At 67.7% G+C, this 25,353-nt stretch carries 24 protein-coding genes and 1 pseudogene; 12 read left to right on the plus strand and 13 right to left on the minus strand.

Translation table 11 applies throughout. The features are described 5' to 3' along the window. Positions 1-91 precede the first annotated feature (91 nt). Genes ACZ54P_RS05240 through ACZ54P_RS05255 form a run of 4 tightly spaced genes read left to right on the plus strand, consistent with a single transcriptional unit; the run spans position 92 to position 4,673 of the window. Positions 92-1,675: an FtsK/SpoIIIE domain-containing protein gene (locus ACZ54P_RS05240; RefSeq protein ID WP_465460313.1), complete on the plus strand. Its 1,584-nt coding sequence runs from the start codon at positions 92-94 to the stop codon at positions 1,673-1,675. Beyond that, positions 1,672-3,321: a replication initiator gene (locus ACZ54P_RS05245; protein WP_465460314.1), complete on the plus strand. Its 1,650-nt coding sequence runs from the start codon at positions 1,672-1,674 to the stop codon at positions 3,319-3,321. The genes ACZ54P_RS05240 and ACZ54P_RS05245 overlap by 4 nt, the downstream gene beginning before the upstream one ends. 12 nt (positions 3,322-3,333) lie before the next feature. Then, the gene (locus ACZ54P_RS05250) at positions 3,334-3,546 is read left to right on the plus strand and encodes a helix-turn-helix domain-containing protein (RefSeq protein WP_037333131.1); all 213 of its coding nucleotides are present in this window, start codon (positions 3,334-3,336) and stop codon (positions 3,544-3,546) included. Next, complete coding sequence (locus tag ACZ54P_RS05255; RefSeq protein ID WP_465460315.1) at positions 3,546-4,673, plus strand: tyrosine-type recombinase/integrase; 1,128 nt, start codon at positions 3,546-3,548, stop codon at positions 4,671-4,673. Before ACZ54P_RS05250 ends, ACZ54P_RS05255 begins: the two co-directional genes overlap by 1 nt. A 212-nt stretch (positions 4,674-4,885) precedes the next feature. Here ACZ54P_RS05255 and ACZ54P_RS05260 read toward each other — a convergent pair whose 3' ends face one another. Then, the gene (locus ACZ54P_RS05260) at positions 4,886-5,593 is read right to left on the minus strand and encodes a S1 family peptidase (protein WP_465460316.1); all 708 of its coding nucleotides are present in this window, start codon (positions 5,591-5,593) and stop codon (positions 4,886-4,888) included. A gap of 126 nt (positions 5,594-5,719) precedes the next feature. On the opposite strand from ACZ54P_RS05260, the gene ACZ54P_RS05265 reads away from it, so the two are divergent. After that, positions 5,720-6,541, plus strand: coding sequence for an arylamine N-acetyltransferase family protein (locus ACZ54P_RS05265; RefSeq protein WP_465460317.1), 822 nt, complete (start codon positions 5,720-5,722; stop codon positions 6,539-6,541). Positions 6,542-6,545: 4 nt separating this feature from the next. Here ACZ54P_RS05265 and ACZ54P_RS05270 read toward each other — a convergent pair whose 3' ends face one another. The 4 genes from ACZ54P_RS05270 to ACZ54P_RS05285 all read right to left on the minus strand — a co-directional run bounded on the left by ACZ54P_RS05270 (position 6,546) and on the right by ACZ54P_RS05285 (position 11,765). After that, positions 6,546-6,845: a GNAT family N-acetyltransferase gene (locus tag ACZ54P_RS05270; RefSeq protein WP_465460318.1), complete on the minus strand. Its 300-nt coding sequence runs from the start codon at positions 6,843-6,845 to the stop codon at positions 6,546-6,548. Next, positions 6,842-9,619 carry a sensor domain-containing protein gene (locus tag ACZ54P_RS05275; RefSeq protein WP_465460319.1) on the minus strand — a complete coding sequence of 926 codons (2,778 nt, stop codon included), beginning with the start codon at positions 9,617-9,619 and terminating at the stop codon, positions 6,842-6,844. Before ACZ54P_RS05275 ends, ACZ54P_RS05270 begins: the two co-directional genes overlap by 4 nt. A 238-nt stretch (positions 9,620-9,857) precedes the next feature. Next, complete coding sequence (locus ACZ54P_RS05280; protein WP_465460320.1) at positions 9,858-10,370, minus strand: hypothetical protein; 513 nt, start codon at positions 10,368-10,370, stop codon at positions 9,858-9,860. A 39-nt stretch (positions 10,371-10,409) separates the two neighbouring features. Beyond that, on the minus strand, positions 10,410-11,765 hold the full coding sequence (locus tag ACZ54P_RS05285; protein WP_465460321.1) for a nucleobase:cation symporter-2 family protein: 1,356 nt from the start codon (positions 11,763-11,765) through the stop codon (positions 10,410-10,412). 155 nt (positions 11,766-11,920) lie between these two features. Here ACZ54P_RS05285 and ACZ54P_RS05290 point away from each other — a divergent pair, with 155 nt between their 5' ends. The 3 genes from ACZ54P_RS05290 to ACZ54P_RS05300 all read left to right on the plus strand — a co-directional run bounded on the left by ACZ54P_RS05290 (position 11,921) and on the right by ACZ54P_RS05300 (position 15,290). Continuing rightward, positions 11,921-13,135, plus strand: a complete 1,215-nt coding sequence (locus ACZ54P_RS05290) for an NAD(P)/FAD-dependent oxidoreductase (RefSeq protein ID WP_465460322.1) — start codon at positions 11,921-11,923, stop codon at positions 13,133-13,135. 33 nt (positions 13,136-13,168) lie between these two features. Continuing rightward, positions 13,169-13,897: a Clp protease N-terminal domain-containing protein gene (locus ACZ54P_RS05295; RefSeq protein WP_465460323.1), complete on the plus strand. Its 729-nt coding sequence runs from the start codon at positions 13,169-13,171 to the stop codon at positions 13,895-13,897. 175 nt (positions 13,898-14,072) lie between these two features. Then, positions 14,073-15,290, plus strand: a complete 1,218-nt coding sequence (locus ACZ54P_RS05300; protein ID WP_465460324.1) for a GNAT family N-acetyltransferase — start codon at positions 14,073-14,075, stop codon at positions 15,288-15,290. Between the two features lie 51 nt (positions 15,291-15,341). Here ACZ54P_RS05300 and gndA read toward each other — a convergent pair whose 3' ends face one another. Beyond that, positions 15,342-16,781, minus strand: coding sequence for an NADP-dependent phosphogluconate dehydrogenase (gene gndA / locus ACZ54P_RS05305; RefSeq protein WP_465460325.1), 1,440 nt, complete (start codon positions 16,779-16,781; stop codon positions 15,342-15,344). Between the two features lie 563 nt (positions 16,782-17,344). Between gndA and ACZ54P_RS05310 the strand changes: the two genes are divergently transcribed. The 3 genes from ACZ54P_RS05310 to ACZ54P_RS05320 are packed head-to-tail and all read left to right on the plus strand — an operon-like array spanning position 17,345 to position 19,945. Then, positions 17,345-18,202: a helix-turn-helix domain-containing protein gene (locus ACZ54P_RS05310; RefSeq protein WP_044855139.1), complete on the plus strand. Its 858-nt coding sequence runs from the start codon at positions 17,345-17,347 to the stop codon at positions 18,200-18,202. A 22-nt stretch (positions 18,203-18,224) separates the two neighbouring features. Next, on the plus strand, positions 18,225-19,082 hold the full coding sequence (locus tag ACZ54P_RS05315) for an SAM-dependent methyltransferase (protein ID WP_465460326.1): 858 nt from the start codon (positions 18,225-18,227) through the stop codon (positions 19,080-19,082). A gap of 14 nt (positions 19,083-19,096) precedes the next feature. Then, entirely contained in the window at positions 19,097-19,945 is an 849-nt protein-coding gene (locus tag ACZ54P_RS05320; protein WP_465460327.1) for an SAM-dependent methyltransferase, read from the plus strand. Positions 19,946-19,964: 19 nt separating this feature from the next. On the opposite strand, the gene ACZ54P_RS05325 is transcribed toward ACZ54P_RS05320, so the two are convergent. Both ACZ54P_RS05325 and ACZ54P_RS05330 read right to left on the minus strand, forming a co-directional pair. Beyond that, a complete protein-coding gene (locus ACZ54P_RS05325) occupies positions 19,965-20,228 on the minus strand; it encodes a hypothetical protein (protein WP_465460328.1) in 264 nt (87 codons plus the stop codon). A 5-nt stretch (positions 20,229-20,233) separates the two neighbouring features. Continuing rightward, the gene (locus tag ACZ54P_RS05330) at positions 20,234-20,506 is read right to left on the minus strand and encodes a hypothetical protein (RefSeq protein ID WP_465460329.1); all 273 of its coding nucleotides are present in this window, start codon (positions 20,504-20,506) and stop codon (positions 20,234-20,236) included. Between the two features lie 349 nt (positions 20,507-20,855). On the opposite strand from ACZ54P_RS05330, the gene ACZ54P_RS05335 reads away from it, so the two are divergent. Beyond that, on the plus strand, positions 20,856-21,110 hold the full coding sequence (locus tag ACZ54P_RS05335; protein WP_061980178.1) for a DUF397 domain-containing protein: 255 nt from the start codon (positions 20,856-20,858) through the stop codon (positions 21,108-21,110). A 58-nt stretch (positions 21,111-21,168) separates the two neighbouring features. Here ACZ54P_RS05335 and ACZ54P_RS05340 read toward each other — a convergent pair whose 3' ends face one another. The 5 genes and pseudogenes from ACZ54P_RS05340 to ACZ54P_RS05360 all read right to left on the minus strand — a co-directional run. Then, complete coding sequence (locus tag ACZ54P_RS05340) at positions 21,169-21,717, minus strand: hypothetical protein (protein WP_465460330.1); 549 nt, start codon at positions 21,715-21,717, stop codon at positions 21,169-21,171. After that, complete coding sequence (locus ACZ54P_RS05345; RefSeq protein WP_465460331.1) at positions 21,710-22,849, minus strand: hypothetical protein; 1,140 nt, start codon at positions 22,847-22,849, stop codon at positions 21,710-21,712. Before ACZ54P_RS05345 ends, ACZ54P_RS05340 begins: the two co-directional genes overlap by 8 nt. An 18-nt stretch (positions 22,850-22,867) precedes the next feature. Next, positions 22,868-23,275: a FixH family protein gene (locus tag ACZ54P_RS05350; protein WP_465460332.1), complete on the minus strand. Its 408-nt coding sequence runs from the start codon at positions 23,273-23,275 to the stop codon at positions 22,868-22,870. Beyond that, a complete protein-coding gene (locus ACZ54P_RS05355; RefSeq protein WP_465460333.1) occupies positions 23,272-24,726 on the minus strand; it encodes a hypothetical protein in 1,455 nt (484 codons plus the stop codon). The genes ACZ54P_RS05350 and ACZ54P_RS05355 overlap by 4 nt, the downstream gene beginning before the upstream one ends. 101 nt (positions 24,727-24,827) lie before the next feature. Further along, a pseudogene (locus ACZ54P_RS05360) lies at positions 24,828-25,331 on the minus strand (alpha/beta fold hydrolase); the annotation flags it as partial. Positions 25,332-25,353 lie beyond the last annotated feature (22 nt).

Genomic DNA, 25,353 nt, shown 5'->3' on the forward strand with positions numbered 1-25,353 from the left:
TGCTGCCGGGTGAGGAGAAGTGCTCCCCGTGCCTGGGGATGCTGCCGCTGTCGATCGTGGTTCCCGCTGCTGGTCTGCGGGGTGGTCGGCGATGAACACGCAGGAGATCATGACCACGCTCGCGGTCGGCGGCGGCCTGGCGGTGGTGTTGTGGGTGCTGGCCAAGGTCGGCCGTGTGCTGGCGAGTGTGTTCGAGGCGCTGGCCGCGTTGGCGGTGCTCGGGATGGCGCTGTGGGGCATGCTGCGGGCGGTCGGCTGGGTTGTTCGGCAACTCGTCGGGCACTGGCGTACCTGCCTGGCGCTGCTGGTGTTGTGGGCCTGGTGCATGGTCCTGGGCTGGGTGTCCCTCGTCGTCACGGTCGGCGTGCTGGCGGGCGCGCTGCTGGTGTGGTGGCGGCTGGACGAGGTGGGCTACGACCAGTGGTGCGGGCGGTGGCTGCGGGCGTGGTGGCTGCGCTGGGCGCTCTACGGGCGAAAGCTGGCCGGGTGGCTGCATGCCTGCGGGCTGACGGTCCGGGATGACGCGATCCCGGTCGACGTGACGGTGAACCTGGTTTCTCGTCGGCGCAAGCGTGAGGCGGTCGCGAAGGCGCGTCAGGCGTCCGGGGTGGCTGTGCCGAAACTGCTGTCGGTCCGCTCCGGCCCCTCGTGGGATGAGGTCCGTGTCCGGCTGGTCCCTGGACAGAAACCGGAAGACTTCGATGAGGTCGCGCGAGAGCTGGCGGTGGCGCGCAAGGTTCAGCGCTGCCAGGTGCGGGAGCTTGAGCCGGATGTGGTGTCCATCGACTTCATGCGGCGGGATCTGCTCGACTCGGCGGTGACGTGCCTGCCGGTTCCGGAGATGGTGTCCGTGGACGGCTCGGGCGTGGATCTGCGGGCGGTCTATGCGGGGTCGACGGAGTACGGCACTCCGTGGACGCTGGCGCTGGTCGGTGGTGGCGCGCACACGCTCGTGGCTGGCGCGTCGGGGTCGGGGAAGGGGTCGGTCCTGTGGGCTCCGCTGGTGTCGGCTGCGGCACCGATCCGCGCCGGTCTTATCCGCGTGTCCGGAATCGACCCGAAGGCGGTCGAACTCGCCTACGGGCGCGGGATCTTCGCCCGCTACGGCGTGTCCGGCAAGGAAGCCCTGGAAGTTCTCGACGCGCTGATGGAGGAGCTGGAGAACCGTAAGCGGGTCTTCGCCGGGAACACCCGTCAGGTCCCGGTCTCGACGGAGTATCCGGTGGAGCTGCTGGAGTTCGACGAGATCGGCGCTCTGACCCGGTACACCGACCGCAAGACCCGTGACGCGATCGTGGGACGGGTCGCGATCCTGACCACCCAGGGGCGGGCGCTGGGGTTCGCGGTCCGGGGCTATGTCCAGGAGCCGACCAAGGAAACGGTTCCGGTGCGGGAGCTGTTCACCCGTCGTATCTGCCTGCGGGTGACCGCGAAGAGTCAGGTTCCGATGGTCCTCGGGGACGGCGCTTATGAGCGTGGGGCGTGGGCGAACCGCATCCCGGAGGGCTCGCCCGGTGTCGGCTACGTCTGGGGCGAGGGCATCCGCGAACCGCTGCGTGTCCGGGCGGGCTGGGTCTCGGACCAGACCATCAAGCACCTGGAGCACTACGTCACCAACGGCGGCGCCTCGGTCATCCACCTGTCAGACCGGCGCGGCGAGAGGGGGACGGCATGACCACGACAGATCCGCAGGTCGGAACAGATCCGGCCTCCCCGCCGGCCACGAATGGACGAATCCGCGGGGCACTCTCTGCGGAGGTCGTGAAGGCCACCGCGGAAAAGCACGGCGTATGTGTCCGGCCCTTCACGATGGAGGTTGGAGACACCGACACCGGCGAAATCCGCTACGTCCCTGTGCCCTGCGGGTCGACGGTGGAATCGGTGTGCCTTCCCTGTGCTCGCAAGGCAAAGGCGCTCCGTCAGACACAGTGCCGTGAGGGCTGGCACCTGACCGAAGAACCGGTGATCGAACGAGAGGCACCCTCGGAGACGCAAACGGAGTTGGTGGCGTTCCGGGCTGATCTGGCGGCGGCCTACCAGGAGGCGCTGGCGGTCGGTGATGAGGTCGAAATGGAGGAACTGCGGGCAGAGGTCGCCTCGGTGGACGAGGAGCTGCGGGCGTCCGGGATGATGGGTCGCCTGCCTGCCCTCGACGTCCCGGAGAAGCGTCCGGTGAAACGGTCGACCAAGCGGCGGCAGGACGCGCCGAACTTGCCACGCCGCAAGGTCAGCAAGACAACTGTGGGCCGTGAGTTCGCGGGGAAGTTCCGGCCGTCGATGTTCGTCACGCTCACCTGCGATACCTACGGCCCGGTGCGGTCCGATGGTTCGCCGGTGAACCCGACGACGTACGACTACCGGCGGGCGGCTCGGGACGCGGTGCACTTCTCGGCACTGGTGGACAGGTGGTGGCAGAACCTGCGGCGCGTGGTCGGCTGGTACGTGCAGTACTTCGCCACCGTGGAGCCCCAACGGCGGGCGGCTCCGCACCTGCACACCGCCCTCCGTGGCTCCATCTCGCATGAGGTCATCCGGATGGTCACGGAGGCCACCTATCACCAGGTGTGGTGGCCCAACCATGACGAGATCGTCTACACGGATCGGGAACCGTTGTGGGACATGCATTCCCGGACGTTCGTGGACCCGGATACCCGCGCTCCGCTGCCGGGCTTCGATGAGGCGAAAGAGGCGGTGGAGGAACCGGCGCACGTGGTCACGTTCGGCCGTCAGGTGCACTCCAAGGGGATCTTAGGTGGCACGGAGGAATCTGGGCGTCACATCGGGTACCTCACCAAGTACCTGACGAAGTCCACGGGTGAGGTGGTCGACGCTGACACCTCCGCACAGCGTGATCATCACGACCGTCTTCACGCTGAACTGTCGGTCACCCCGTGCTCGCCTCGGTGCGCGGTGTGGCTGCTCTACGGCATCAACCCCAAGGGAGCCAACGGAAAGACCGTCCCCGGCCACTGCAAGGGCCGTGCCCACCGCCGAACGACACTCGGGCTTCCTGGGCGGCGCGTGCTGGTGTCCCGCAAGTGGTCCGGCAAAACCGTGGCCGATCACAAGGCGGACCGGAAGGGCTTCGTCCTGGACGCGCTGGCCGCTGTCGGCATCACCAAGGAACAACCCGAACCGGACAGGTTCGTCTGGCGCAAGGTCGAACCCGGCGACACCCACTGCCCACCACGGGACCACCTGGTGATGCGCGCCATCTCCGAACGGATCACCTGGCGGGCCGAGTACGACCGGGCACTACTCGCCGCACAGGGGCCACCCGATCAAGGTTCGGAAACTTCGGCAACTCGGCAAGCGGCCTAGGAAGGGGGAGACGTGGAGAAGAACTATCTGACAGTCGATGAAGCGGCTGAGTACCTGAACACGGGTGTCCGGTTCGTGCGGCGACTGATCGCGGAACGGCGGATCGCCTTCCACAAGGTCGGCGTTCACGTTCGGCTGGCGGTCGCTGATCTGGACGCGTTCGTGATGGCGGGACGCGTCGAGCCGGTACGGGTGAGCTGGTCCGCTGGTCGGGCGGTGGCGTGATGGCGAAGAAGCGGAGGCGGTTCGGGTCGGTTCGGAAGCTGCCTTCCGGCCGGTTTCAGGCGTCGTTCCTCGGTCCGAACGGAGTGCGCCAGTACGCGCCGGACACGTTCCGGACCAGGACCGACGCTGATCGATGGCTGGTCGGCGTAGAGGCGGATATCAACAAGGGCGCTTGGCTGGACGACAAGCTAGGACGAGAAACGTTCGGCAACTACGCGAGTGCCTACCTTCGCGACAGTCCGAACATCGGGGACAGGTGGGAGGAGACGTGTCGGCGGAACATGCGCCTTCACATGACTGAGCTACTGGATCTCCCGCTGATCGCGATCACCCCGCCGGTGGTGCGGAGCTGGTACGCCAAGGCCCTTCTCGGGGAGGGCGGGAAGACGTCGATCGGGCAGTCGTACCGCTTCCTCCGGGCCGTGATGAACTCGGCCAAGAGGGACGGGGCGATCGTGATCAACCCCTGCCAGATTCCCGGCGCGGGCTCGGACAAGGCCAAAGAGCGAGGCATCGCTAACCCTGGGCAGATCGTTGACCTCGTCGAGGCGATCACTCCTCGCTACCGGGCGGCCGTGCTGCTGGCGGCCTGGTGCGGCCTTCGTCGCGGTGAGGTCTGCGGCCTCCGGACGGCTGACGTGGACCTGGTGGACGGCGTCGTGTGGGTCCGGAAGAACCGGGTGGAGCTTCTGGAGAGTCCGAAGAAGTACGACAAGGACCCCAAGACGGACGCGGGGCGTCGGCCGGTGTCGGTCCCTCCGCACGTCATGCCGTACCTGCGGGATCATATGAAGGAGTGGGCGGGGCGGGATCGGTTCTTCGTCGGCAGGGACGGGCAGCCGATGCGAGGGAACGCGGTCTATCAGGCGTTCGTCCGGGCGCGGGTGAAGGTCGGCGTGGACGTGAGCTATCACGACCTGCGGCACACGGGCCAGACACTCGCGGCGAGTGCGGGCGCGACGCTGGCTGACCTCAAAAAGCGACTCGGGCACGCGTCGGCGGCTGCGTCCCTCAGGTATCTCCATGCGGTCGAGGGGCGGGACAAGGAGGTAGCCGACCAACTGAGCAAGCTCGCCGCGCACGGGAACGCTGCCAAGCTACCTAAGACCATCATCGTGAAGCACTGACCCGCGATGTTGCACGGGGGTTGCACGCGGTGCCGATGCAACCCCCGTGACCAGCGAAAACGTCTGTGCCTGAAAAGCGGAAGGTCGCCGGTTCGACCCCGGCCCTGGCCACCGCTCGCAGAACCGCCCCGACTCAGGTCAGGGTGGTTTTTTCATACCTGGGGCCGAAAGGTCCCGCACCGCGCACTGAGGGACGGTCAGGGCCTGGCGTCCTACTCGCCGGTCTGCTGCTCGACCCAGTCGGCGAACGCGGTCACGTCGGTGTAGCTGCCTGGCATCTCCGGGCAGCCGGCGGTCTGACCGCGGCTGGTCGCGCCGACCAGAGTCCACTTGTCGCCGGCCTTCACCACGGCGGGGCCACCGGAGTCGCCGTAGCAGGCACTCGCCTTGCCGCCCTGGTTGTCCAGGCACCGCTCGGTCCGCGCGTCATAGGCACCGGGGCCTGAGCATCCTGAGTCTTCGGCGATCTTGGTGTCGAGCTGCTGGAGCACCTCCGGGGCGGCACCGCAGCCGCGAGTGGGACAGGTCAGCCCCCAGCCGATATCCCGCACGTCGGTGCCCGGTGCCGGCGACTGGCCGATTTCGATCGGCGTCGCCTCCGCCGGCTTGGTCAGGTGCACGACGGCGATGTCGTACGGGCCGGAGCCGTCGTACTTCTCGTGGACCACGAACTTGTCGACCTCGCCGCCCTTGGTGTGGTCGGTGGTGTCGATCCGGTACCTCCAGTTGGCGGGCTGCTCCCCTTCGACGCAGTGCGCGGCGGTCACCAGCCACTGCGTGGCGATCAGTGACGCGCCGCAGTTGTGGTCACCGTTCTTGGTCTGCATGGACGCCATGAAGCTGTAGGTTTCGGTCGCGTCCACGCCACCCACGATCAACGGCTGCACGCCCGAGGGCGGTTCGGCGGCGGAAGCCGGCATCACCGACCCGAGTACGACAGTGGAACTGGCTAAAGTCGGTGGCCGTTGCCAGTTACCAGTTGGCTCAACAGGTTCCGAGCGCTCACGCCTTGACTTCGAGTAAGGTCGAGGTGTCAGGATCATGGCATGACACTCGCACCTGAGCAGGTCGACGAATGGACCGTCGACACCCTCGACCTCGACGCGTACCTCGGCCGCATCGGCCAGAATCGCGAGAAGCCTTCCGCCGCCGCGTTGCGTGAGCTGGCGAAGGCGCACATCCTGGCCGTTCCGTTCGAGAACGTCGACGTCGTTTTGGGGCAGCACAAGGGAATCGCGCTCGAAGATGTGATCGGGAAACTCGTCCGCCGTCATCGAGGCGGCTACTGTTACGAACACGGCAGCCTGTTCGCCGCGGCCGCCGAACAACTCGGCTACCCGGTGCGCCGCCTGGTCGCGCGGGTCCAGCCGCAGAAGAACGGGCCGTACACGCATATGACGCTCGCGATCGAGGCCGACGGCGTCCGGCACCTGGTCGACGTCGGTTTCGGCGCCGGGATGCTGGTGCCGATGCCGCTGGTCGACGGCGCCGTGGTGGATCAGGCGGGTTGGCCGCACCGGCTCGTCGCCGACGGCGACTGGTGGCGCCTGCAGAAGCTGGAGGGCGACGACTGGACCGACTTGCACGCCTTCACGCTCACGCCGATGCACCGGATCGACTACGAGGTCTACCACCACTACACCTCGACGCATCCGCGTTCGCCGTTCACCGGGCAGCTGGTGGTCATGCGCCTGGAGGAAGGGCTCAGCCGCAAGCTGGTCGGCGACGAGTTCATCGTCGAACGCCCGGACGGGATCAAGGAGACCACCAAGATCCCGGCCGAGCGGCTCGACGCGACGCTGCGCGAGATGGACGTCGTGCTGACCGAGGAAGAACTCGCGAAGCTGCTGAAAAGCTACCCGGGCTGAGCGCTCAGAGTTCGAATTCCGCGCGCTTGTCCTCGGGCACGAGGTCTTCGTACTCGCGGTGCTTCGCGATGTACGAGCGCACGTACGGGCAGTAGGGCAGGACCGACCTGCCCTGCGCCCGGACGTCGTCGAGAGCGGCGGTCACGAGTTTGCCCGCCAGGCCCTGTCCCGCGAAGTCGTCCGAGATTTCGGTGTGCAGGAACAGAATCGCGTCCGGCCGGGTGCGGGTTTCCAGGAACCCGGCGGGTTTCCCGTCCACGACGATGTCGTAGCGGTCTTCTCCGGATTCGATCTCGACACTCATTCAGCCGCTCCGAAAAGTTCGTCCGGTGGCACGGGCCTGCCCAAATGGAAGCCCTGTGCCTGATCACAGCGCAGCTCCCGCAAGACGGCGAGCTGCTCTTCGTCTTCGACACCTTCGGCGACGACGATCAGGTCGACGGCGTGTGCCATCGCGATGATGCTCTTGACGATCGCGGCCGCGTCCCGTGATTCCGCGATACCGGTGACGAAGGTGCGGTCGATCTTGAGCGTGTCCAGCGGCAGCCGTTGCAACTGCGCGAGCGACGAATAGCCGGTGCCGAAGTCGTCGATCGCCAGTGAGACACCGAGATCGCGCAACGACATCAGGACTTCGGCCGCCGCGGCCTGATCCCGCATCAGCGCGCTCTCGGTGACCTCCAGGGTCAGCGCGTGCGGCGGCAGGCCGGTGGTCTTCAGCGCGTCCTGCACGCCTGCCACCAGATGCGGGTCGTCCAGCTGCCTCGCCGAAAGATTGACCTTGAGGTTCAGGTCGACGTCGAGCCGTTCGCGCCGTTTGGCGATCTCGCGGGTGGTCGTGCGCAGGACGTGCTTGCCGATCAGGTTGATCAGGTCGCTTTCCTCGGCCAGCGGGATGAACTCGGCGGGCGAGATCGTGCCGTGTTCCGGATGTTTCCAGCGCAGCAACGCTTCCACGGCGACCATCTGGCCGGATTCGATGTCCACGACGGGCTGGTACGCCGTCCAGAGTTCGCCGTTCTGCAGTGCGTCGCGCAGGTCTTGCTCCATGCGGAGCCGCCGCTGCATCCGCTCCCGCAGTTCGACGTCGAAGAACTCGTAGCGCGCGCGGCCGAGCGTTTTCGCCTGATACATCGCGACATCCGCGTCCCGGAGCAGGTCTTCGGCGGTCCGGGTGTCGTCGTTGGCCGCGGTGACGATGCCGATGCTGGCGTCGATGTGCAGCTGCCTGCCGTTCACCGTGATCGGTTCGGTCAGCGCTTCGCGGAGATGTTCGGCCAGCGCCTTGATCTCATCCGGCTCGGTGATCTCGGCGGTGACGACGACGAATTCGTCGCCGCCGAGCCTGCCGACGAGGTCGTTCTCGCCGATTCCCCGCCGTAGCCGTTCGCCGACGATGCGGAGCACCTTGTCGCCGACCGAATGGCCGAGGGAATCGTTGATCACCTTGAACTTGTCGAGATCGATGAACAGCACCGTGGTCAGCTCGGCGCGGCCCGCGCCGGACAACGCCTCGGCGAGGCTGTCCAGCACCAGCGTCCGGTTCGCGAGTTCGGTGAGTGGGTCGTGCGTCGCCTCGTGGGCGAGCCGCTCGCCGATCGCGCGGCGTTCGGTGATGTCGGTGAACGAGGCGACCACCGACTCGGCCGACGGGTCCTCCGGGGTCAGCAACCTCGCGGTGAGTGAAATCCAGACGTCGCCGCCGTCGTGCCTGCGCAGCCGCAGCACGAGACCGTTCTGTGCGACCCGGGTGCGCCGCGCCACCACCGACGGCATCCTCGCCGGCGGAATGCGCCCCTGTTCGTCGTACAGCTCCAGCGTCACGCACGGGACGCCGATGAGGTCGTCGTGGCCGACGCCGATGATCCGGCAAGCCGCCGAGTTGGCCGATTCGATGAGCCCGCCGGGGCCGATCACGACCACACCTTCGTCGAGCGAGGCGACCACCGTGCTGTAGTGCTGCTCGGCGCGCCGCCTGGCCGTTTCGTCCGCGCAGACCAGCACGAAGCCGTCGTTCATCTCCGCGGCGGAAACGCGGATGGCCAGCGTCGAGCCGTTGCGGTGCCGATGAGTCGTCTGCAGGACGCCGCCCCTGCGCAGCACCGCTTCCGGGTCGAGCGCGGCGCCGACGAGGTCACTCACCGTGCCGCCGATCGCCTCGTCCGCCGTCCAGCCGTATACGTTCTCCGCGGCCGGGTTCCAGCTGGTCACCACGCCGTCTCCGCTGGTCGCGATGATCGCGTCGCTGACGTGACTGATCAGTGCGGCCTGATAGCGCAGCGTCGCTTCCGCGGCCTTCTGCGCGCTGATGTCGCGCATGATGACCTGGAAGGCGGGCCTGCCTTCCCACGTCGTCCGCACCGAGATGCTCTGTACCAGGTATTTCGTCCCGTCGAGGCGGAGCATGACGGCGTCGGCGGGCTCGGTGGACGCGCCTTGGCGGTGGAGCGACGCGATCCTGTCGAGCAGGGCAGGGAGCGATTCGTCGGCGACGAGGTCCATGATCGGCCGCCCGATCAATTCCGCGGTCGAGGACGCTCCGAGCGCGGTGACGGCAGCCCTGTTCACGTACGTGACAACGCCGGCTTCGTGGACACAGACCGCGTCGGGACTGAGTTCCACCAAGAGCCGGTAACGATCAGTGAGGTCTTCGAGGGCTTGCCGGTTTTCGCGGACGTCGGTCACGTCCGTGGCGATCCCGAGCAGGCCCGACGAACCGTTGTCGTCGCCGATGGTGCGGGCGCGCAGGCGCACCCAGCGGAGCTCGTCCGCCGGATTCCGGAACGACTGCTCGAGTTCGAACTCCCGCCACGGCGGGGAAGTGCGGGTGCCGGAGGTCAGCGGGGCCACCAGATCGGCGAGCCGTGCTTCGATCTCGGCTTCGGTGAGACCGACTCCACCGAGCAGGTTCTCCAGGCCGGGGAGCCAGGACAGGGTGTCGCTCTCGAAGTCGTACGACCAGATGGCGGCGTGGTCGCCCGCGAGGCCGAGATCGCCGACCGGCTCGTTCCCGAGCGGCGCGCCTGCCGATGTGCCGGAATTTCCGGCTCCGGGCACGGCGAGGGCGTCAGCCTCCATGATCCGTCCGAACCCCCTCTTCCGGTGCTGGCACCGTCGATTACACCACCCGCGAGGGGCGCTGTATACGCGAACCGAAGGGCGACCACCGGGGATATGCGCGAAAGCACATGGATATACGCTGTGTGACTGGTATCCGCCGAGTTCTCTCATCGGGTGAATAATTTTTGGTTAAGCTCACCCATTCGGCGGTCAGCTCGGGTAAAACTACTGTGGCCGTTCCCCGGTGCGAAAGGTTTCAGCTGGTGGATGACGACGACGTTTCGGTCGCCGACCTGCTCATTCGCGAGGGCTGGGATGACCACGAGGAGTCACGGGCAAAGTCACGCTGGAGAGTTATCGCGGTGGTGATCGCCGTGGTCGTCGCCTGCGGCGCGGCCGGTGTGCTCGTGGGATTCGATTCGGAACCCGAGCAGAACGCGCAGCCGAACCAGATCCGCGTCATCGAGATGCCGAAGCGGCCTTCGGAGAACAGGGGAGCCGACGCGACGTCGGCGGTTTCGACCACCGAAGCGGGCGGAACCGGCGAGCGCACCGACGGTGGGCCCTCGACGCAGGCCAGCAGGACGACATCCAGCCGTCGCACGTCGAGTTCGGCCGCGTCGACGTCCGACTCCCCGGACCCCACGCCGACGCTGACCTCGTCGAACGGGCCTGCCGATCCGCCGAGGACGACCGGATCCACGGTCGCGCCGCAGCCGCCCAAGCCGACCCCGCCGCCGCCGAGCACGAAGCCGACCGAAGAGTGCAATCTGTGGCCGAAGTGGCTTTGGTGCTAGGTTCCGGCTGATCAGGGCGCTTTCAGCAGATCCGGTTCCCGTCGCTTGCCGAGGTGGTTGAACAGCAGGTTGAGGGTGAAGGCGACGATCGCGGCGACCGTGATCGGACTGCCGCAGATGGTCTGCAGCCACGACGGGAAGTGCTGGAAGAAGATCGAGTTCCCGAACCGGTTCGTCGAGAACGCGGGCAGCAGACCGACGCCGAACGACACCGCGACGATGAAGGTGTTGTGGTTGCCGGAGAACTCCACCTTCTTCAGGTTCTGCACGCCGACGACGGCGACCATCGCGAACATGACCACCGCGACCGCGCCGACCACCGGTTCCGGTACGGCCGCGACGAACGCGCCGACCTTCGGCACCAGTCCCATCAGCACGAGCAGTCCGCCCGCCATCGCGACCACCCAGCGGCTGCGGACCCCGGTCATCTGCACGAGGCCGACGTTCTGCGCGAAGGCCGTGTCCGGGAACGAGTTCATCGCGCCGCCGAGGATGGCCGAGAGACCGTCGGTGGCGAGACCGCGCGCGAGGTCGGAATCGGTCGGCGGCCGTCCGGTGATCTCACCGACCGCGACCAGGTCGGCGGTGGACTCGGTGTAGGTCACCAGCATCACGACGCACATCGAGAGCACCGCCGCGATCGGGAAGGCCGGCGGGCCGAAGTGGAACGGCGAAGCGAGGCCGAACCAGTCGGCGTCGGCGATGCCCTTGAAGCTCACCAGGCCCATCGGGATCGCCGCGACCAGGCCGATCACCAGCGCCAGCAGCGGGCCGATCTGGTTGGCGAACCCGCGCAGGACCCTGGTGAACAGGATGATCACCGCGATCACGCCGAACGCGAGCGCGATGTTGGCCGGTTTCGCGTAATCCGGTGCTTCGGTGTCGTGGCCGGCGATCAACCCGACGCCGGGGCCGATGAGCGAGACGCCGATGACGACGAGCAGCGTGCCCGACACCAGCGGTGGGAAGAACCGGATCATCTTGGCGAACGGTTTCGCGATGAGCAGGCCGAATACGCCCGACGCGAGCATCGCACCGTAGACGGCCTGCATGCCGTACTGGGACGCGATCATGATCATCGGATTGACCACGGTGAACGTCGCGCCCGCCACGATGGGCAGCCGGATGCCGAAGAGCCTTCCGATCCCGATCGCCTGAATCAGCGTCGCGATGCCCGCGACCAGGAGATCGGCGTTGACCAGCAACGCGATCGTCGCCGCGTCCAGTTTCAGCGCGCTGCCCACGACGAGGGGGACCGCCACCGAGCCCGCGTACATGATCGACATGTGCTGCAGGCCGAGCAAAGTCAGCTTCGGCAGCGGCGGGCGCTGGTCGACCGGGTGGACTTCGGCTGGGCTGGAGCTCATGTAACCCCCTGTGACACGCGGGAACCTCGGCGATCAAGCTAAGTCGCCCGGCATGACCGTAGCGCGTCCACGGCGTGAGGATCACGTTGCGAAGGGGCGGTCGAACGGGCCGGACCTGTGTTGAATGGACACCGGGTACAACGGAAGGAGCGCCGATGGAGACCGTCCTTGTCGTAGGGGCCGGGCAGAGCGGGTTCGGGGTGGCGACCTCGCTGCGGGACAAGGGGTTCGACGGGCGGGTGGTCCTGATCGGCGACGAACCGGGTTTGCCGTATCAACGGCCTCCGCTGTCGAAGGGCTATCTCGCCGGGACGGCGGGGGACGCCCAGCTGCGCCTGCGCGCCGAGGACTTCTTCGCGGAGAAGGACATCCAGCTGATCGCCGGCCGCGTGGCGTCGGTGGATCGCGACGGCGCGAAGGTGATGCTGGAGGACGGGACCGCACACGAATACGACCATCTCGTACTCGCGACGGGCGCGGGCAACCGGGTGCTTCCGGTGCCCGGGTCCACTTTGGATGGTGTGTTCACCTTGCGTACCAAGGATGACGCCGATGTCCTGCGTGCGGCTCTGGAGAGCGCGAAGAACGTCGTCGTGGTCGGGGGCGGGTTCATCGGTCTTGAGTTCGCCGCGCACGCCGGGCGGCCCGTGACGATCGTGGAGGCGCAGGACAGGCTGATGGCCCGCGTCGCGACTCCGGAGGTCTCGGCGTACTTCGCGGCGCTGCACGAGGGAGCCGGGCACACCGTGCTGCTCGGCCAAGGCGTCGCGGCGTTGCATGGCGACGGCCGGGTGGCCGAGGTGGAACTGAGCGACGGCGGCCGGCTGCCCGCCGATCTGGTGCTGGTCGGGGTCGGGGTGGAGCCGCGGACCCGGCTCGCCGAAGAGGCCGGGCTCGCCGTGGCGAACGGCGTCGTCGTCGACGAACATCTGCGCACGAGCGACCCGAAGATCTCGGCGGTCGGGGACTGCGCGAACTTCCCGTGCGTGCAGGCCGGGACGGCGACGCGGCTGGAATCGGTGCAGAACGCCGTGGACCAGGCGCGGGCGGCGGCCGCGGCCATCGCCGGTGAACCCGCGCCGTACGACAGCCTGCCGTGGTTCTGGACCGACCAGCTCGGCGCGAAACTGCAGATCGCCGGGATCCTGACCGGGGCGGACAAGACCGTGGTGACCGGCGATCGGGAGGGCGGGAAGTTTTCGGTGCTGTCGTTCCGGGAGGGGCTGCTCACCGGGGTCGAGTCGGTGAACCGGCCGCCCGACCACATCGCCGCGCGCCGTCTGTTCGCCGCGGATCCGGCGCCGCGGCTCGAAACGCTGGAGGCCAACGACTTCGATCTCAAGACGACCTTAGCGTCAACTCGCGGTTGACGATTGGGTTACCGTCAACCTAGAGTTGACGGTATGACCACCCCAGTCCGTCTCGACGACCTCATCTCCCACATCAAGCAGCAGCATCCCGATGGCGACGTGCTCGGCCAGCTGTCCGACGCGGTCTTCCTCGGCGAGCACCTCGGCGAAGTGGCCGACCATCTGATCGGCCACTTCGTCGACCAGGCGCGGCGCTCCGGTGCGTCCTGGACCGAAATCGGCAAGAACATGGGGGTGTCCAAGCAGGCCGCCCAGAAACGCTTCGTTCCCAAGGAATCCGGCGAAGGCGCCTCGCTCGAAGACCTCGTGAAGGTGTTCGGCCGCTACACCGATCGCGCCCGGCACGTCGTCGTCGCGGCGAGAGACGAGGCTGTCGCGGCGAAAAGCCCGCAGATCGAACCCGTCCACCTGATCCTCGGCCTGCTGGCCGAACCCGCGGCGCTCGCCGCCGGGGCGATCGTGGCCCAGAACGTGACCCTCGAAGCCGTCCGCGAGGCGGCGTCGGCGAGGCTGCCGGAACCCGCCGACGAACCAGCGGAGGCGGCGAAGATGGTGTTCGGCGCGCAGAGCAAGAAGGCGCTGGAGCTGACCATGCGGGAGGCGCTGCGGCTCGGGCACAACTACATCGGGACCGAGCACATCCTGCTGGCCCTGTTCGAGCTTGGCGACGACCTGCTGGGTGAGCTCGGGCTCACGAAGAAGAAGAGCGAGGCGGTGATTCTGCGGGCATTGGCGGAAATCGTCGCCACGAGGGGGAAATGACGCGGATCGCGCTCGTCGTGCTGGTGTTCATCGCCCTGGTCTTACTGGCCGCGAGTACGTGAACGTCGTTCCACCGCCGTCGAAATTCACTTGCTCAAACCTGGGTACGACGCTGCACTGTGGCCGGGCGCCGCGATCCCGTGGTGCCCGGTATTCGGGGAAGGCCGCGGCGACAATGGAAATCCGCTCCACGACCGAGCAGGACAGGGACGCTTTCGTCGACACTTTCCATGTCGCCTTCGGACGCTTCCCGGAAGCATCGGCTGAGGGCGGCGGGATCTGGTCCGCGCTCGAAATGGACCGCGGCCTGTTCGCGGTCTCGGCCGAGGGACGGCCCATCGGCGCCGCCGCCGCGTACTCCTTCGAGCTCACGTTGCCCGGCGAGATCCTCGCCCCGGTCGCCGGGGTCACCGCCGTCGGTGTCCTGCCTTCACATCGGCGCCAAGGCGTGCTCAGCGCCATGATGCGGCGTCAACTCACCGACGTACGCGCCCGAGGGGAGTTCCTCTCGGTGCTGCTGGCCTCGGAGGCCTTGATCTACCGCAGGTTCGGTTACGGACCGGCGACCCACACTCAGCGGCTGACGGTTTCGCGCCACAAAGCCGCTTTCGGTCTTCCCAGGGCGGTTGGCCCGGCCGACGCTCCCACGACCGGCTCCCTCGAGGTGTTTCGGCGTGCCGAGTGCGCCGCGATTCTGGAAGAGGTCTACGACCGATACCGGCGCGTGCAGCCCGGTGCGCTGTCCAGGCCACACCGCTGGTGGGCCTTGGGCGCTGGGCAGCCGCCGATCTTTCCGGCACCGCGCTACATCGTCGTCCACCGTGACGAAGACGGTGTCGCGGACGGATACGCCAGCTACTCGGTCGGCGACGCGGACACCTTGACGGTCGACGAAACCATCGCCGCCGACGACGCCGTCTACACCGCTCTGGCGCGCTACGTGCTCGAACACGACTTGGTCGATCAGGTCGTGTTCAAACATGTCCCGCCCGAACACCCGCTTCGGTGGCAGTTCGAGGACTTCCGCGCTGGCCAGCTCAGCAACGGCACCGACTGGCTCTGGGTGCGGCTGCTGGACATCCCGCGTGCGCTGACCGCGCGCGGCTGGTTCATGGACGGTGAGCTCGTCCTCGACGTCGAAGATCCGTTCCTCGGCGAGCGTGGTCGCTACCTGCTGACTGTGCGGGATGGCAAGGCCGACTGCGTCCCGACGGACCGGGAGCCTGACCTGTCTCTGGACGTGAGCGACCTGGGATCGATCTACCTGGGTGGCACCTCCCCGAGCACGCTCGTGCGAGCCGGGCACATCCGTGCCCATCGCCCGGATGCGGCGGCCCTCGCCGACGCCTTCTTCCGAGCCGGGCGTCCCCCGCACTGCCTGCACTGGTTTTGATCAGGGGTTCCGCACCGCGAGCGACGCGGTGCGGAACCTCTTCAGCTCCGGTCAGGCAGAGGACTCGGGACGGCCGTCGGCCGCCCAAGCGGTGTGGAACGACCCCTCGCGGTCGACGCGGCGGTACGTGTGGGCACCGAAGTAGTCCCGCTGCCCCTGCACCAACGCGGCGGGGAGCCGCTCGGCGCGCAGACCGTCGTAGTAGGCCAGCGCGGTCGAGAAGCCCGGCGTCGGGATACCGAGCCGCACCGCCGTGGAGATCACCGAACGCCAAGAGTCCTGGGCGTCCTCGACGGCCTTCCGGAAGCCGCCGGACGTCAGGAGCGTCGGCAGCGCGGGCTCCTCGGCGTACGCGGCGGTGATGTCGTTCAGGAACTTCGCGCGGATGATGCAGCCGCCACGCCAGATGGACGCGACCTTGCCGAGGTCGATGTCCCACCCGTACTCGGCACCGCCGGCCTGGATCTGGTTGAATCCCTGGGCGTACGCCACCACCTTCGACGCGTACAGCGCCTGCTCGACGTCGTCCGCGAAGGTGTCCAAAGCTGACCCTGTCAGCGGAGTACGCGAAGGACCACCAAGACCGCGGGAAGCCTCACGGAGGTTCGAGGAACCCGACAGCGACCGGGCGAAGACGGCTTCGGCGATCCCGCTGATCGGCACGCCCAGGTCCAGTCCGATTTGGACGGTCCAGCGGCCGGTGCCCTTCTGCTCCGCCTGGTCCGCGACGATGTCGACGAACGGCTTGCCGGACGCGGCGTCGGTGTGGGCCAGCACCTGCGAGGTGATCTCGATCAGGTACGAGTCCAGCCGTCCAGAGTTCCAGGTACGGAAGACCTCGGCGATCTCGGCGGGGGAGTAGCCGCCGGCGCCGCGCAGCAGATCGAACGACTCGGCGATCAACTGCATGTCGGCGTACTCGATGCCGTTGTGCACCATTTTCACGAAGTGCCCGGCACCGTCCGCGCCCACATGCGTGCAGCACGGCTCGCCGTCGACCTTCGCCGAGATGTCCTCGAACAGCGGCCCGAGCGACTCGTACGACTCCTTCGACCCGCCCGGCATGATGCTCGGCCCGTGCAGCGCGCCCTCCTCGCCGCCGGACACGCCGGTGCCGACGAAGTGGATGCCCTTTTCGCGCAACGCGGCCTCGCGACGGCGAGTGTCCGCGAAATGCGCGTTGCCCGCGTCGACGATCACATCGCCCTTCTCCAAGAGCGGGACGAATTCGTCGATCACGGCGTCCGTCGGCGCCCCGGCCTTGACCATGATCACGACCTGGCGCGGCCGCTCCAGCGCGTCGACGAACTCCTGCGCCGAATACGCCGGGATGAAGTCGCCTTCGTCACCGAATTGCTCGACCAGTTCCTTGGTCCGCTTCTCGGAGCGGTTGTGCAGGGCCACCGTGTGCCCGTGCCTCGCCAGGTTCCTGGCCAGGTTGCGGCCCATGACCGCCAGACCGGTGACCCCGATGCTCGCCTTCTTGCTCATCCGCACCCTTCCGCTTCGATTCCCGTGCCGAGCCTATCCCCGTTGAGGGATACGGCGCCGGGGCGAGAAGGGATCAACCGGGAGTTGTCCACAACCGGCCCGGCCTGTGGACAACTCGGCTCGCGCGCCCCGGACCGACGGGGGCGCCGGTACGCTGGGTGCGGGGCCGTCCCCCAGGGATGGGTGGGGGGCTGGGTGTCGGGCGTGCGCCGTTCGATGGGGTACGTGTCGATCACCACGGTGTGGTCGGCGGCGCCGCAGTTGGTGATCCACCGCGAACCATCGGGCTGGACGTACCCGAAGACCTCGTCGGTGAGCCGCGGGACCAGGGGGATTGGGCCACCTGGTCACTATGTCGCGTCAAGGTGCCCGAAATGTGACTAGATCGCTCCGCCACCAGGGTGACACACCAGGTGACTGGTGTTTTCAGCCGTTTCCTGGAACGCTGCGCAATGTCATCATCGAACCCCGCAAGGTGGTCTACCCTGGGTGGGTTCGAATGTTCGCGCGCAGGACGGCGGGAAGCCGCGGTCCTGGCTATGTGGTCCGGGAGAGCAAGGCTGATGGCCAGCACCGTCACCTCGCGCCGGAAGCAGCTCGGAAACGAGCTCCGGCATGCCCGCAACGCCGCGCGGATGACACAGCAGCAGGTCGCCGAGGTTCTCGGCTGCACCCAGGGCAAGGTCAACAAGATCGAGTCCGGTGCCGTCGGGGTCAAACTCGGGGATGTGCGATCGATGCTGAACGCGTTCGGGATCAACGGCGACGAGGCCGACACGCTGATGAACCTCGCCCGCGCCGCGGCCGGGCAGCGCGGCCACTGGTCCGGTTATCGATCCGTGGTCCCGCACTGGTTTCGCACCTTCACCGACCTCGAACCCGCGGCCGCGGAGATCCTCACCTGGCACGGCGAGCGCATCCCCGGTCCGCTGCAGTCCGAGCACTACATGCTCAAGCAGTTCACCGAAGCGGGCGCCACCGACGTCACCTCGTTGGTGCGCAACCGGTTGGACCGCAAAGCCGTCTTCGAGCAACAGCAACCGCCTTACTACCGGTTCATCATCAGCGAAGGCGCCCTGCGCCGCGCTCCAGGCGGCTCCGCCCCCGCGGTGATGCTGGATCAGGTCGAGCATCTGCTGGCGCTGGAAAAACATCCGCGCGTGTATGTGCACGTGCTGCCGTTCGGCGCGCGGCTCGCCGCCGTGCCCAACGACTTCACCATCATGCGTTTTCCGGATCGCACCAGGGATTTCGTCTACATCGAGCATTCCGCGGGCGGGTTGTACCTCGACGACGTCAAGGACTTCAACATTTTCGTCGATTCCTGGGACCGGTTGCGCGGCGCCGCGCTGGAACGCCAAGAGACCCGGCAGTTTCTCAAGGAACTCGCCGAGCTGTACCGCAATCAGATGCAATCCTGAGAACACCGGTTTCCCTTCGGTAATGTTCCAGGCATCACCGCGGTCGAGTGGACAGGGGCTGGACGTGGACCCGGAGTTCATACCCGAGGGCATCGACCTCGAGCGGCCCAACGCCGCCCGGATCTACGACTGGGCCCTCGGCGGGAACGCGAACTGGGCGGTGGACCGGGAATTCGGCGAGCAGATGGTCAAGGCCTTCCCGCTCGTCCGCACCGGCGCCAGGGCGAACCGGGCCTTCCTCGGCCGCGCGGTGCGCTACTGCGTCGAAAACGGCGTGACCCAGTTCCTCGACCTCGGTTCCGGCGTGCCGACGGTCGGCAACGTCCACGAGATCGCCGACGACGTCGATCCCGACAGCCGATGCGTCTATGTCGACAACGAACCGGTCGCCGTCGCGCACGCCAAGATCCTGCTGGAGAAGAACGGCGACCCCCGTCGGCACGCGGTGATCGCCGGTGACCTGCGCGACGCGGACGACATCTGGGAGCGCGCCTTCGACACCGGCGTCCTCGACCCCGCGAAACCGGTGGCACTGCTCACCGTCGCGGTCCTGCATTTCGTGCCGGGACCCGAACTCGCCGGAACCATCGCGCGCTACCGCAGGCTGCTGCCCGCCGGTTCCTTCTTCGTTCTTTCCCACGTCACGATGTCCGGCGTGGAAGGCGACGAGCTCGAACAGGTCCAGCGCGTCGTGAAACAGTACGAACAGTCGAGCACGCCCGCCGCCTTCCGTGACCGCGAGGAGATCCTGGGCTTCTTCGGGGATTTCGAGCTCGTGGAACCCGGTCTGGTGCCGGTCGGCGCATGGCGGCTGGACGACCCCCGCTCTCCTACGCTTAACTGCGGCATCGGCGGGGTCGCCCGCAAACCCGCTCTCTGACGAGGTGTGAAGGCATGACCGCGCAGCAGGATCCCGTAGCCCCCGAAGGTGTCGATCTCGAACGTCCCAACGTGGCCAGGGTGTACGACTGGTTCCTCGGCGGCTCGGCGAACTGGGCCATCGACCGCGAGTTCGGTGCTCAGGTGCTCAAGCAGTTCCCGGAGGTCAAGACGTTCGCCCGCGTCGGGCGCGACTTCCTCGGCCGCGGCGTGGGATACATGGCGCGCCAAGGGATCACCCAATTCCTCGACATCGGCTCCGGAGTGCCCACCGTCGGCAACGTGCACCAGATCGCCGGCGCGATCAACCCGGACTCCCGCGTCGTCTACGTCGACATCGAGCCGGTCGCCGTCGCGCATTCCCAACTGCTGCTGGAACGCGAAGGACTGCTCGGGCGGCACGCGGTCCTGCAGGGCGACGTCCGGGACCCCGCCGACATCTGGAAGCGCGCCCTCGAAACCGGAGTGCTCGATTCCCGGCAGCCGATCGGGCTGGTCTTGGTCGGCCTGCTGTACTTCCTCGGCCCCGACGAACCGGTACACGAGATGGTCAAGCACTATCTCGACCTGCTGCCGTCGGGTTCGTACTTCCTGTCCTCGCATCTGACCGAAGACGGCGTCACCCGCAAGACCGGTGACAACCGCGAGAACGTCCAGGAGCTGTACAAGAAGACGAGCGCGCCGTTCCATCTGCGCTCCCGTGCGGAATTCGCCGCGTTCTTCGACGGCCTGGAGCTGGTGGAGCCGGGAATCGACTGGATGGCCGCTTGGCATCTGGACGAAGCGGCTTCCCGGGCGAGCGCCAGGTTCGCCGACGACCCGACCTTCACCGGCGGACTCGGCGGGCTCGGCCGCAAGCCCTGATACAACAGGGCTGTGGTGATCAGACCCGGCCGGCCAGATGCCCGATCAAGGGCGACAGCTCGAACCGGCCTTCGAGCGGCCTGCCGGTTCTGATCAGGTCCCGGTGCTCTCGCCTGCCGGGAAAATCGACTTCGGAGTTCCACGGCGGCTGCTTGCGCAGCGGGGCCTGGATGAGGCTGAACCCGAAACGCTGACGCAGTTCGAGCCCGATGTTGCGCCGCTTCCCCGACGCCAGGCGTTCGTCCTCACGGCGGAACAACAGCGTGGTGAGGCGGACGGCCATTACGGTCACACCCCCCGGCCCGGACGCGGCAACCGCGTCTGGTCCGCCGAATCGGTGAGGCCGAGACAACGTTCACAGGGCATCCCCGAGCCGACGGGGATCCATTCCAAGTGGTCGTAAGGCATCGCCGCGCCGCAGCGGGCGTGCAGGAATTCGGGGTGCGAGCCCCCGGAGTGCACGTCGAACAGATGCGCGGAGCGGCGGCTCTCGCCCGCCGTTCCGGCCATCAGCCTGCCGACGGCCAGTACCGTCGCCGGCATGGTGTCCTGAATGATCACGCTGATCCTCCCCCACGAGGTCGGCGATGGGTGGTCATGCGCCGCGGGGTGGTGTTTCCGGCCGGTCACCTGCCGTCGGTGCCCTGCTGGAACGACGAAAACCCCGCTGAACGCCACCCGGTGACACGTGTCGCCAAGCTCTTCGCATACTGCGAGCGATTCACCAACAACCGAGCCCCGGCCGCTGCGATTAATCCTACTCCTGGAATAATCTTCATGTCGAGGGTGGGCAGAGTTGATCACCCACTTGGCGGTGCGGGATAGTCCCGTTGAGGCAGGGGAAGCTGGGGACGTGACGGTTCGCGCAGGTGGCGATCGCACCCCCGACAGACGTTCGGAGGTACGACCAATGGCCGATTATCCATCGGCGCCGGATTATGATCCGACCACGGCCGTGTCGCTGTTCGACGACGCCGCCTGGGAGAAATCGTTCGCGAGCGAGCCCAACGGGGGGAACTGTGTCGAGGTCAACCTGGGCAGGGAAGGCCTGGTCGGGGTCCGCGACACCAAATTGGCCGAGAGTCCCGTCTTCGTCTTCGATTCCGGTGAGTGGAACGCCTTCCTGAAGGCGGTCAAGGCCGGACAGTTCGATTTGAGCCCATGACGAACGGCTCGCGTGCCCGTCAGGACACGCGAGCCATCCGACCTTCGGTCACTCCGAGTCACGCTATCGCCGAGACCCCGTTCCCGCGCAGCCTGGCTTTGGTGCGCCGCCAGGCGATGGTGATCAGCACGGCGAGGACGATCAGCGGGATCAGGCTGATCGACCAGCTCACCGCCATCGGCGGCCCCGGCTGTTCGAGCACCTTCAGGTCGCGGAGTTCACCCGCGCCCCGGCCGGCGGGTCCGTCGAGTTCGAACCGGAACGTCCACGAACCCTGCGTCTGCAGGGCCCGGATGTCCAGTCCCCACACTTCCAGCTTCCGCGGATGCTTCGCCAGCGGTTGCGGACGGCCCAGCCGCCCGGTCTCCGGATTGACGAACGCGAGCGTCCCCGACTTCCCGGCGATCCCGTCGTCCGGGATGAACGTGAAATCCAGTGATTGCATCGCGCGCAACGGCCACGTGCTGAACCCGACCGTCATCCCGTACGGGCCGACCTGCACCCGTTCGGTATGGACGATGTTCACCGGTTCGTAGGCATTCGCCACCGGTGTGGTCGCGAACAGCAGCCCGATCGCCGCCGCCAGCGCCAGCAGTGTCTTACGCATTCGCTTCGCCCCCTTGAGTCTTCGCGGGCGCCAGCAGCCGCAGCATCCCGCCGAAACGCCATCCGGCGAACCCGCCGAGCAGCCCGACCACCGCGCCGACCGCGGCCGTCGTGAACACCACCGGCCACCTGACCGAGTCGGCCCCGTAGACGATGGCGTTCTGGATCGGCATGCTCGCGCCGACCAGGAGCCCGCCGATCCCGCCTGCCAGTACCGAAACGCGATCGGCGGACCAGCCGCGCCGCGAAAGCAGGTAGACCGCTTCGAGCAGGAGAGCGATCGGCAGCAGCGCCATCGGCATCATCGAAGGCATCGCGGGCACACCGTCGATGTAGTCCCGCATCGGCAAGCCGACGGCGCCCGCGTACGCCTCCGCGGCCCACGGCGAGAACCACCAGGTGATCGCCTGGATGACCGCGAGCGAGGCGGCGACCCACGCCGCTCCGCCCGGTCGCCCCCAGAAGCCCGCGCCCGCCGCTACCAGCAGCACCGAAAGCAGTGCGATCCCCACGGAGACGACGTCGAGCCCGTCGACGTCGATCTGCTCCAGGCCGAGCACGGTGACCGTGCTGAACGCGATCAGCACGCCGAGGCTGCCGACCACGCCGCGGCTGCCCCAGCGGTGCTCCCGCGCGGCCGCGAACACCATGACCGTGCCGATGATGCTCAGCGTGATCGACAGCAGCAGCCCGATGTGCGGCGGCGAGTCGATCACCGCGTCGAAGCCGTACAGGCCGTGCCACCACTGGTCCCACAGGCCGTACAGCAGGAACATCGCCGCGCCGCTGCCGGTCACCAGGTAGCCGGCCGGTGCGGCGAAAACCTTGCCGAAGACATTGATCGCGCGGCCGCCGACGCGGGCGTCGACGCCCCGGCCCGCTCGGCGCGCGGCCGTGGTCATCAGCACGACCACGAGGCTCGCGAGCCCGGAAATCGCGCTGCCCGAATACAGGAACAGATGCGGCATCGTGAAGAACGTGTCCGGGCCGACGTCGCCGTGCCACTGGATGTCCCAGGTCAGCCCGATCAGCGAGATCACCGACCCGGCCAGCACCGTGCTCGCCGGCACGAGCCCGGTGCGCTCACTTCGTGCCACCGAGACGGTCCTCGTCCCTCCCGCGGTGAGATCCATACCCCCGACCTCCCTCTCTTATTTGACCAGCAAAGAAAAAACGTGCTGCGTGGCGCCGGAGCGCCCGCGCAGTGAAACGGTGATCTCCCATTGCCCCGGCATCGGCAGCAGGACGTCGCCGGTGCGATATCGGCCCGGTGCCTCCGCGATCGCGCGAGACGGCGCGAGCGCGTGTCCCATCTGCGGCATGACGGGTTCGAGGGTGACCACGTCCGGCACGGCACCCGTGACCGTCAGCGTGAAGACGTTGCCGCCCTGATGCGGATCCGCGACCGACAACTCCACGGTGTACGGGCCTCGCGTCGAGCGCTGCACCTGTTCCCCGCCGGCGCTCGGCCACACCAGCCAGGCCACGATCGCCACCACGAGGACGGCGACCACGGGGATGAGGAGGACGGGCTTACGTCTGTCCACGAGGGAACTCACTGGGGTGCCCCTTCCGACGGAACCTCGATCTGCATGGGCACGGTCAGCACCGTGTAATCGCGTTCGGCCTGCAGCCAGACGCGGTACTTGCCGGGTGCGCCGAAGGTGTAGGTGAACGGGACGGCCGGGCCGTATGCGGCGACGGTCTCGTCGGGTTTCCCCGGCATACCGGGCGATTGCGGGATCATCGAGTGCACGTGGGCCCAGGTCGGCGCGGCAGCGGCATCCGCGCCGACCCGGCCGTCGCCGGTTATCGGGCCGACGACGATCAAGTGGCCGAGCATGCCCAGCCACGGCTGGAGATCGGCGCGGGCGAACCGTGCGGTGATCGTGGTCGGCGTGCCCGGTTCGACGTCGACGTCGACGTCGATCTTGTTTCCGTTGACGACCCGCGAACCCGCCCCCGCGGGCACCGGTTCGGCGGGGGAGTCGGTGCCCGCCGCGACCGGCATCGTGGTGCGGACCAGCTGTACACCACCGCCTCGCCGGGCGAGTTCGCCGGCGACGGCGTAGGTTCCCGACTCGGGCGGCGTGAACTTCACCCGGTAGTCGCCGGGGCCGACGCGCACCGGGTGGAGATGCCAAAGCCTGCCCGTGGGCGAGATGACGACGAGATGGATCAAAGCGTTGTCGTGCACCAGAAGATCGTCGATCGGGCGACCGGTCGCGCCGTCGGTCAAGACGATCCGGACGTCGGCGAGCCCGCCCGACCGGGCACCCGGGGAGCGCACGGCGAGATTCACCGGCGGCCGCGATAAGTCCACAGTGGACATCTGCGCGTTCGCGTACGGGTCCTGGATGTTGTCGATCGTCGGGTCCAGTGCCGCTCCCGGCGCGGGCGGCGGCGGGGTCGACGCCGAAAGCATCGCGCCGGTGATCGCGACGGCGAGCGCGGCGACCATCCCGCCCGCCGGGATGAGGGCGAGTTGTGGCCGTTTCACGCGCATCGCGATGACGAGACCGAGCACCAGGAACACACCCGCGGCGACGAAACCGCCGAAGGTGGCCTTTTCCCACGGGGGAATGACCCTGGCCGGGACGATGAACGGGATCGACGCGGTGTCCGTCCCGTCGTCGAGGCCCAGTTCCCACGGCCCCGGCTGGTCGACCCGCAGTCGCGCCGAATAGGCGCCCGGCTTCTCACCCAGTTGGACGGTGGTTTCGGAGAACGTCGTGCCCGCGGTGGACGCGCGCAGTTTCAGCGCTCCCGGCGGGTTCCCGGCGTGCGTGACGACGTCGACGTGCAGCGGACCGGGCGCGATGTCCATCCGCCGCAGGATGATCGTGAGATCGCGGGTGCCGAGCGTCTGCGCGACCTGGACGTCCGCTCCGCTCGACACGCCGTCCGCCTGGGCCGTGCCGCCCGACAGCGAGAACGCCAGCGCGCAGAGTGCGAGTACGCGGGCGATGACCAACGGCGCCGTGCGCCGCCCCCTCGGTGAATTCCCCATCCCGGCTGAAGTTAATGGCGACGGCGGGGGAAAGCGTCACGGCGCGGGGTGAACCGGGGTCCCCCGTGCAGGGGACTCCGGCCCTTACCCAGGTGGGGGTTTCACCCGAGCAGAAACGGTTTCAGGTTTTCCAGCAGGGCGCGAGGACGTTCTTCGGCGAGGAAATGGCCACATTCTTCGATCGCCGTACCGGAGACGTCCTTCGCGTAGTCCCGCCAGATCTCCAGCGTCGGCAACTTTCCCAGCAGGCCACTCGCACCCCACAGTGCCAGCACGGGGAGTTCGAGGCGACGACCCGCGTCGAAATCGGCGTCGTCCGCTTCCGCGTCGTGCGGGAAGGACGCGCGGTAGTCGTCGAATCCGGCCCGCAGGGCGCCCGGCGCGGAGAAGGCGCGGACGTATTCGTCGACGGCCTCCCGGCTCAGGCCTTGCCGCTGATGCGTCCGGCGTTCGAAGAAGTAGCCGAGGTAGGCGGCGATGTCCTGGCCGGCGAGCAGCTCCGGCAGATCCGGCTGGAGGTGGAACAACCAGTGCCAGTAGGCGCGGCCGATCTCGGCGTCGAGGCGATTCCAGAGTTCCCGGGTGGGGATGATGTCGAGAGCGCTGCGGCAACCGGGCGAAGGCCCG

The organism is Amycolatopsis sp. NPDC034160 (assembly GCF_055575355.1).

Bases quoted from the DNA above. Each gene is read 5' to 3' on its own strand.
- ACZ54P_RS05240 (WP_465460313.1), top strand. From the start codon at position 92: ATGAACACGCAGGAGATCATGACCACGCTCGCGGTCGGCGGCGGCCTG.
- ACZ54P_RS05245 (WP_465460314.1), top strand. From the start codon at position 1,672: ATGACCACGACAGATCCGCAGGTCGGAACAGATCCGGCCTCCCCGCCG.
- ACZ54P_RS05255 (WP_465460315.1), top strand. From the start codon at position 3,546: ATGGCGAAGAAGCGGAGGCGGTTCGGGTCGGTTCGGAAGCTGCCTTCC.
- ACZ54P_RS05260 (WP_465460316.1), bottom strand. From the start codon at position 5,593: ATGCCGGCTTCCGCCGCCGAACCGCCCTCGGGCGTGCAGCCGTTGATC.
- ACZ54P_RS05265 (WP_465460317.1), top strand. From the start codon at position 5,720: ATGACACTCGCACCTGAGCAGGTCGACGAATGGACCGTCGACACCCTC.
- ACZ54P_RS05270 (WP_465460318.1), bottom strand. From the start codon at position 6,845: ATGAGTGTCGAGATCGAATCCGGAGAAGACCGCTACGACATCGTCGTG.
- ACZ54P_RS05275 (WP_465460319.1), bottom strand. From the start codon at position 9,619: ATGGAGGCTGACGCCCTCGCCGTGCCCGGAGCCGGAAATTCCGGCACA.
- ACZ54P_RS05285 (WP_465460321.1), bottom strand. From the start codon at position 11,765: ATGAGCTCCAGCCCAGCCGAAGTCCACCCGGTCGACCAGCGCCCGCCG.
- ACZ54P_RS05290 (WP_465460322.1), top strand. From the start codon at position 11,921: ATGGAGACCGTCCTTGTCGTAGGGGCCGGGCAGAGCGGGTTCGGGGTG.
- ACZ54P_RS05295 (WP_465460323.1), top strand. From the start codon at position 13,169: ATGACCACCCCAGTCCGTCTCGACGACCTCATCTCCCACATCAAGCAG.
- ACZ54P_RS05300 (WP_465460324.1), top strand. From the start codon at position 14,073: ATGGAAATCCGCTCCACGACCGAGCAGGACAGGGACGCTTTCGTCGAC.
- gndA (WP_465460325.1), bottom strand. From the start codon at position 16,781: ATGAGCAAGAAGGCGAGCATCGGGGTCACCGGTCTGGCGGTCATGGGC.
- ACZ54P_RS05310 (WP_044855139.1), top strand. From the start codon at position 17,345: ATGGCCAGCACCGTCACCTCGCGCCGGAAGCAGCTCGGAAACGAGCTC.
- ACZ54P_RS05315 (WP_465460326.1), top strand. From the start codon at position 18,225: ATGTTCCAGGCATCACCGCGGTCGAGTGGACAGGGGCTGGACGTGGAC.
- ACZ54P_RS05320 (WP_465460327.1), top strand. From the start codon at position 19,097: ATGACCGCGCAGCAGGATCCCGTAGCCCCCGAAGGTGTCGATCTCGAA.
- ACZ54P_RS05325 (WP_465460328.1), bottom strand. From the start codon at position 20,228: ATGGCCGTCCGCCTCACCACGCTGTTGTTCCGCCGTGAGGACGAACGC.
- ACZ54P_RS05335 (WP_061980178.1), top strand. From the start codon at position 20,856: ATGGCCGATTATCCATCGGCGCCGGATTATGATCCGACCACGGCCGTG.
- ACZ54P_RS05340 (WP_465460330.1), bottom strand. From the start codon at position 21,717: ATGCGTAAGACACTGCTGGCGCTGGCGGCGGCGATCGGGCTGCTGTTC.
- ACZ54P_RS05345 (WP_465460331.1), bottom strand. From the start codon at position 22,849: ATGGATCTCACCGCGGGAGGGACGAGGACCGTCTCGGTGGCACGAAGT.
- ACZ54P_RS05355 (WP_465460333.1), bottom strand. From the start codon at position 24,726: ATGGGGAATTCACCGAGGGGGCGGCGCACGGCGCCGTTGGTCATCGCC.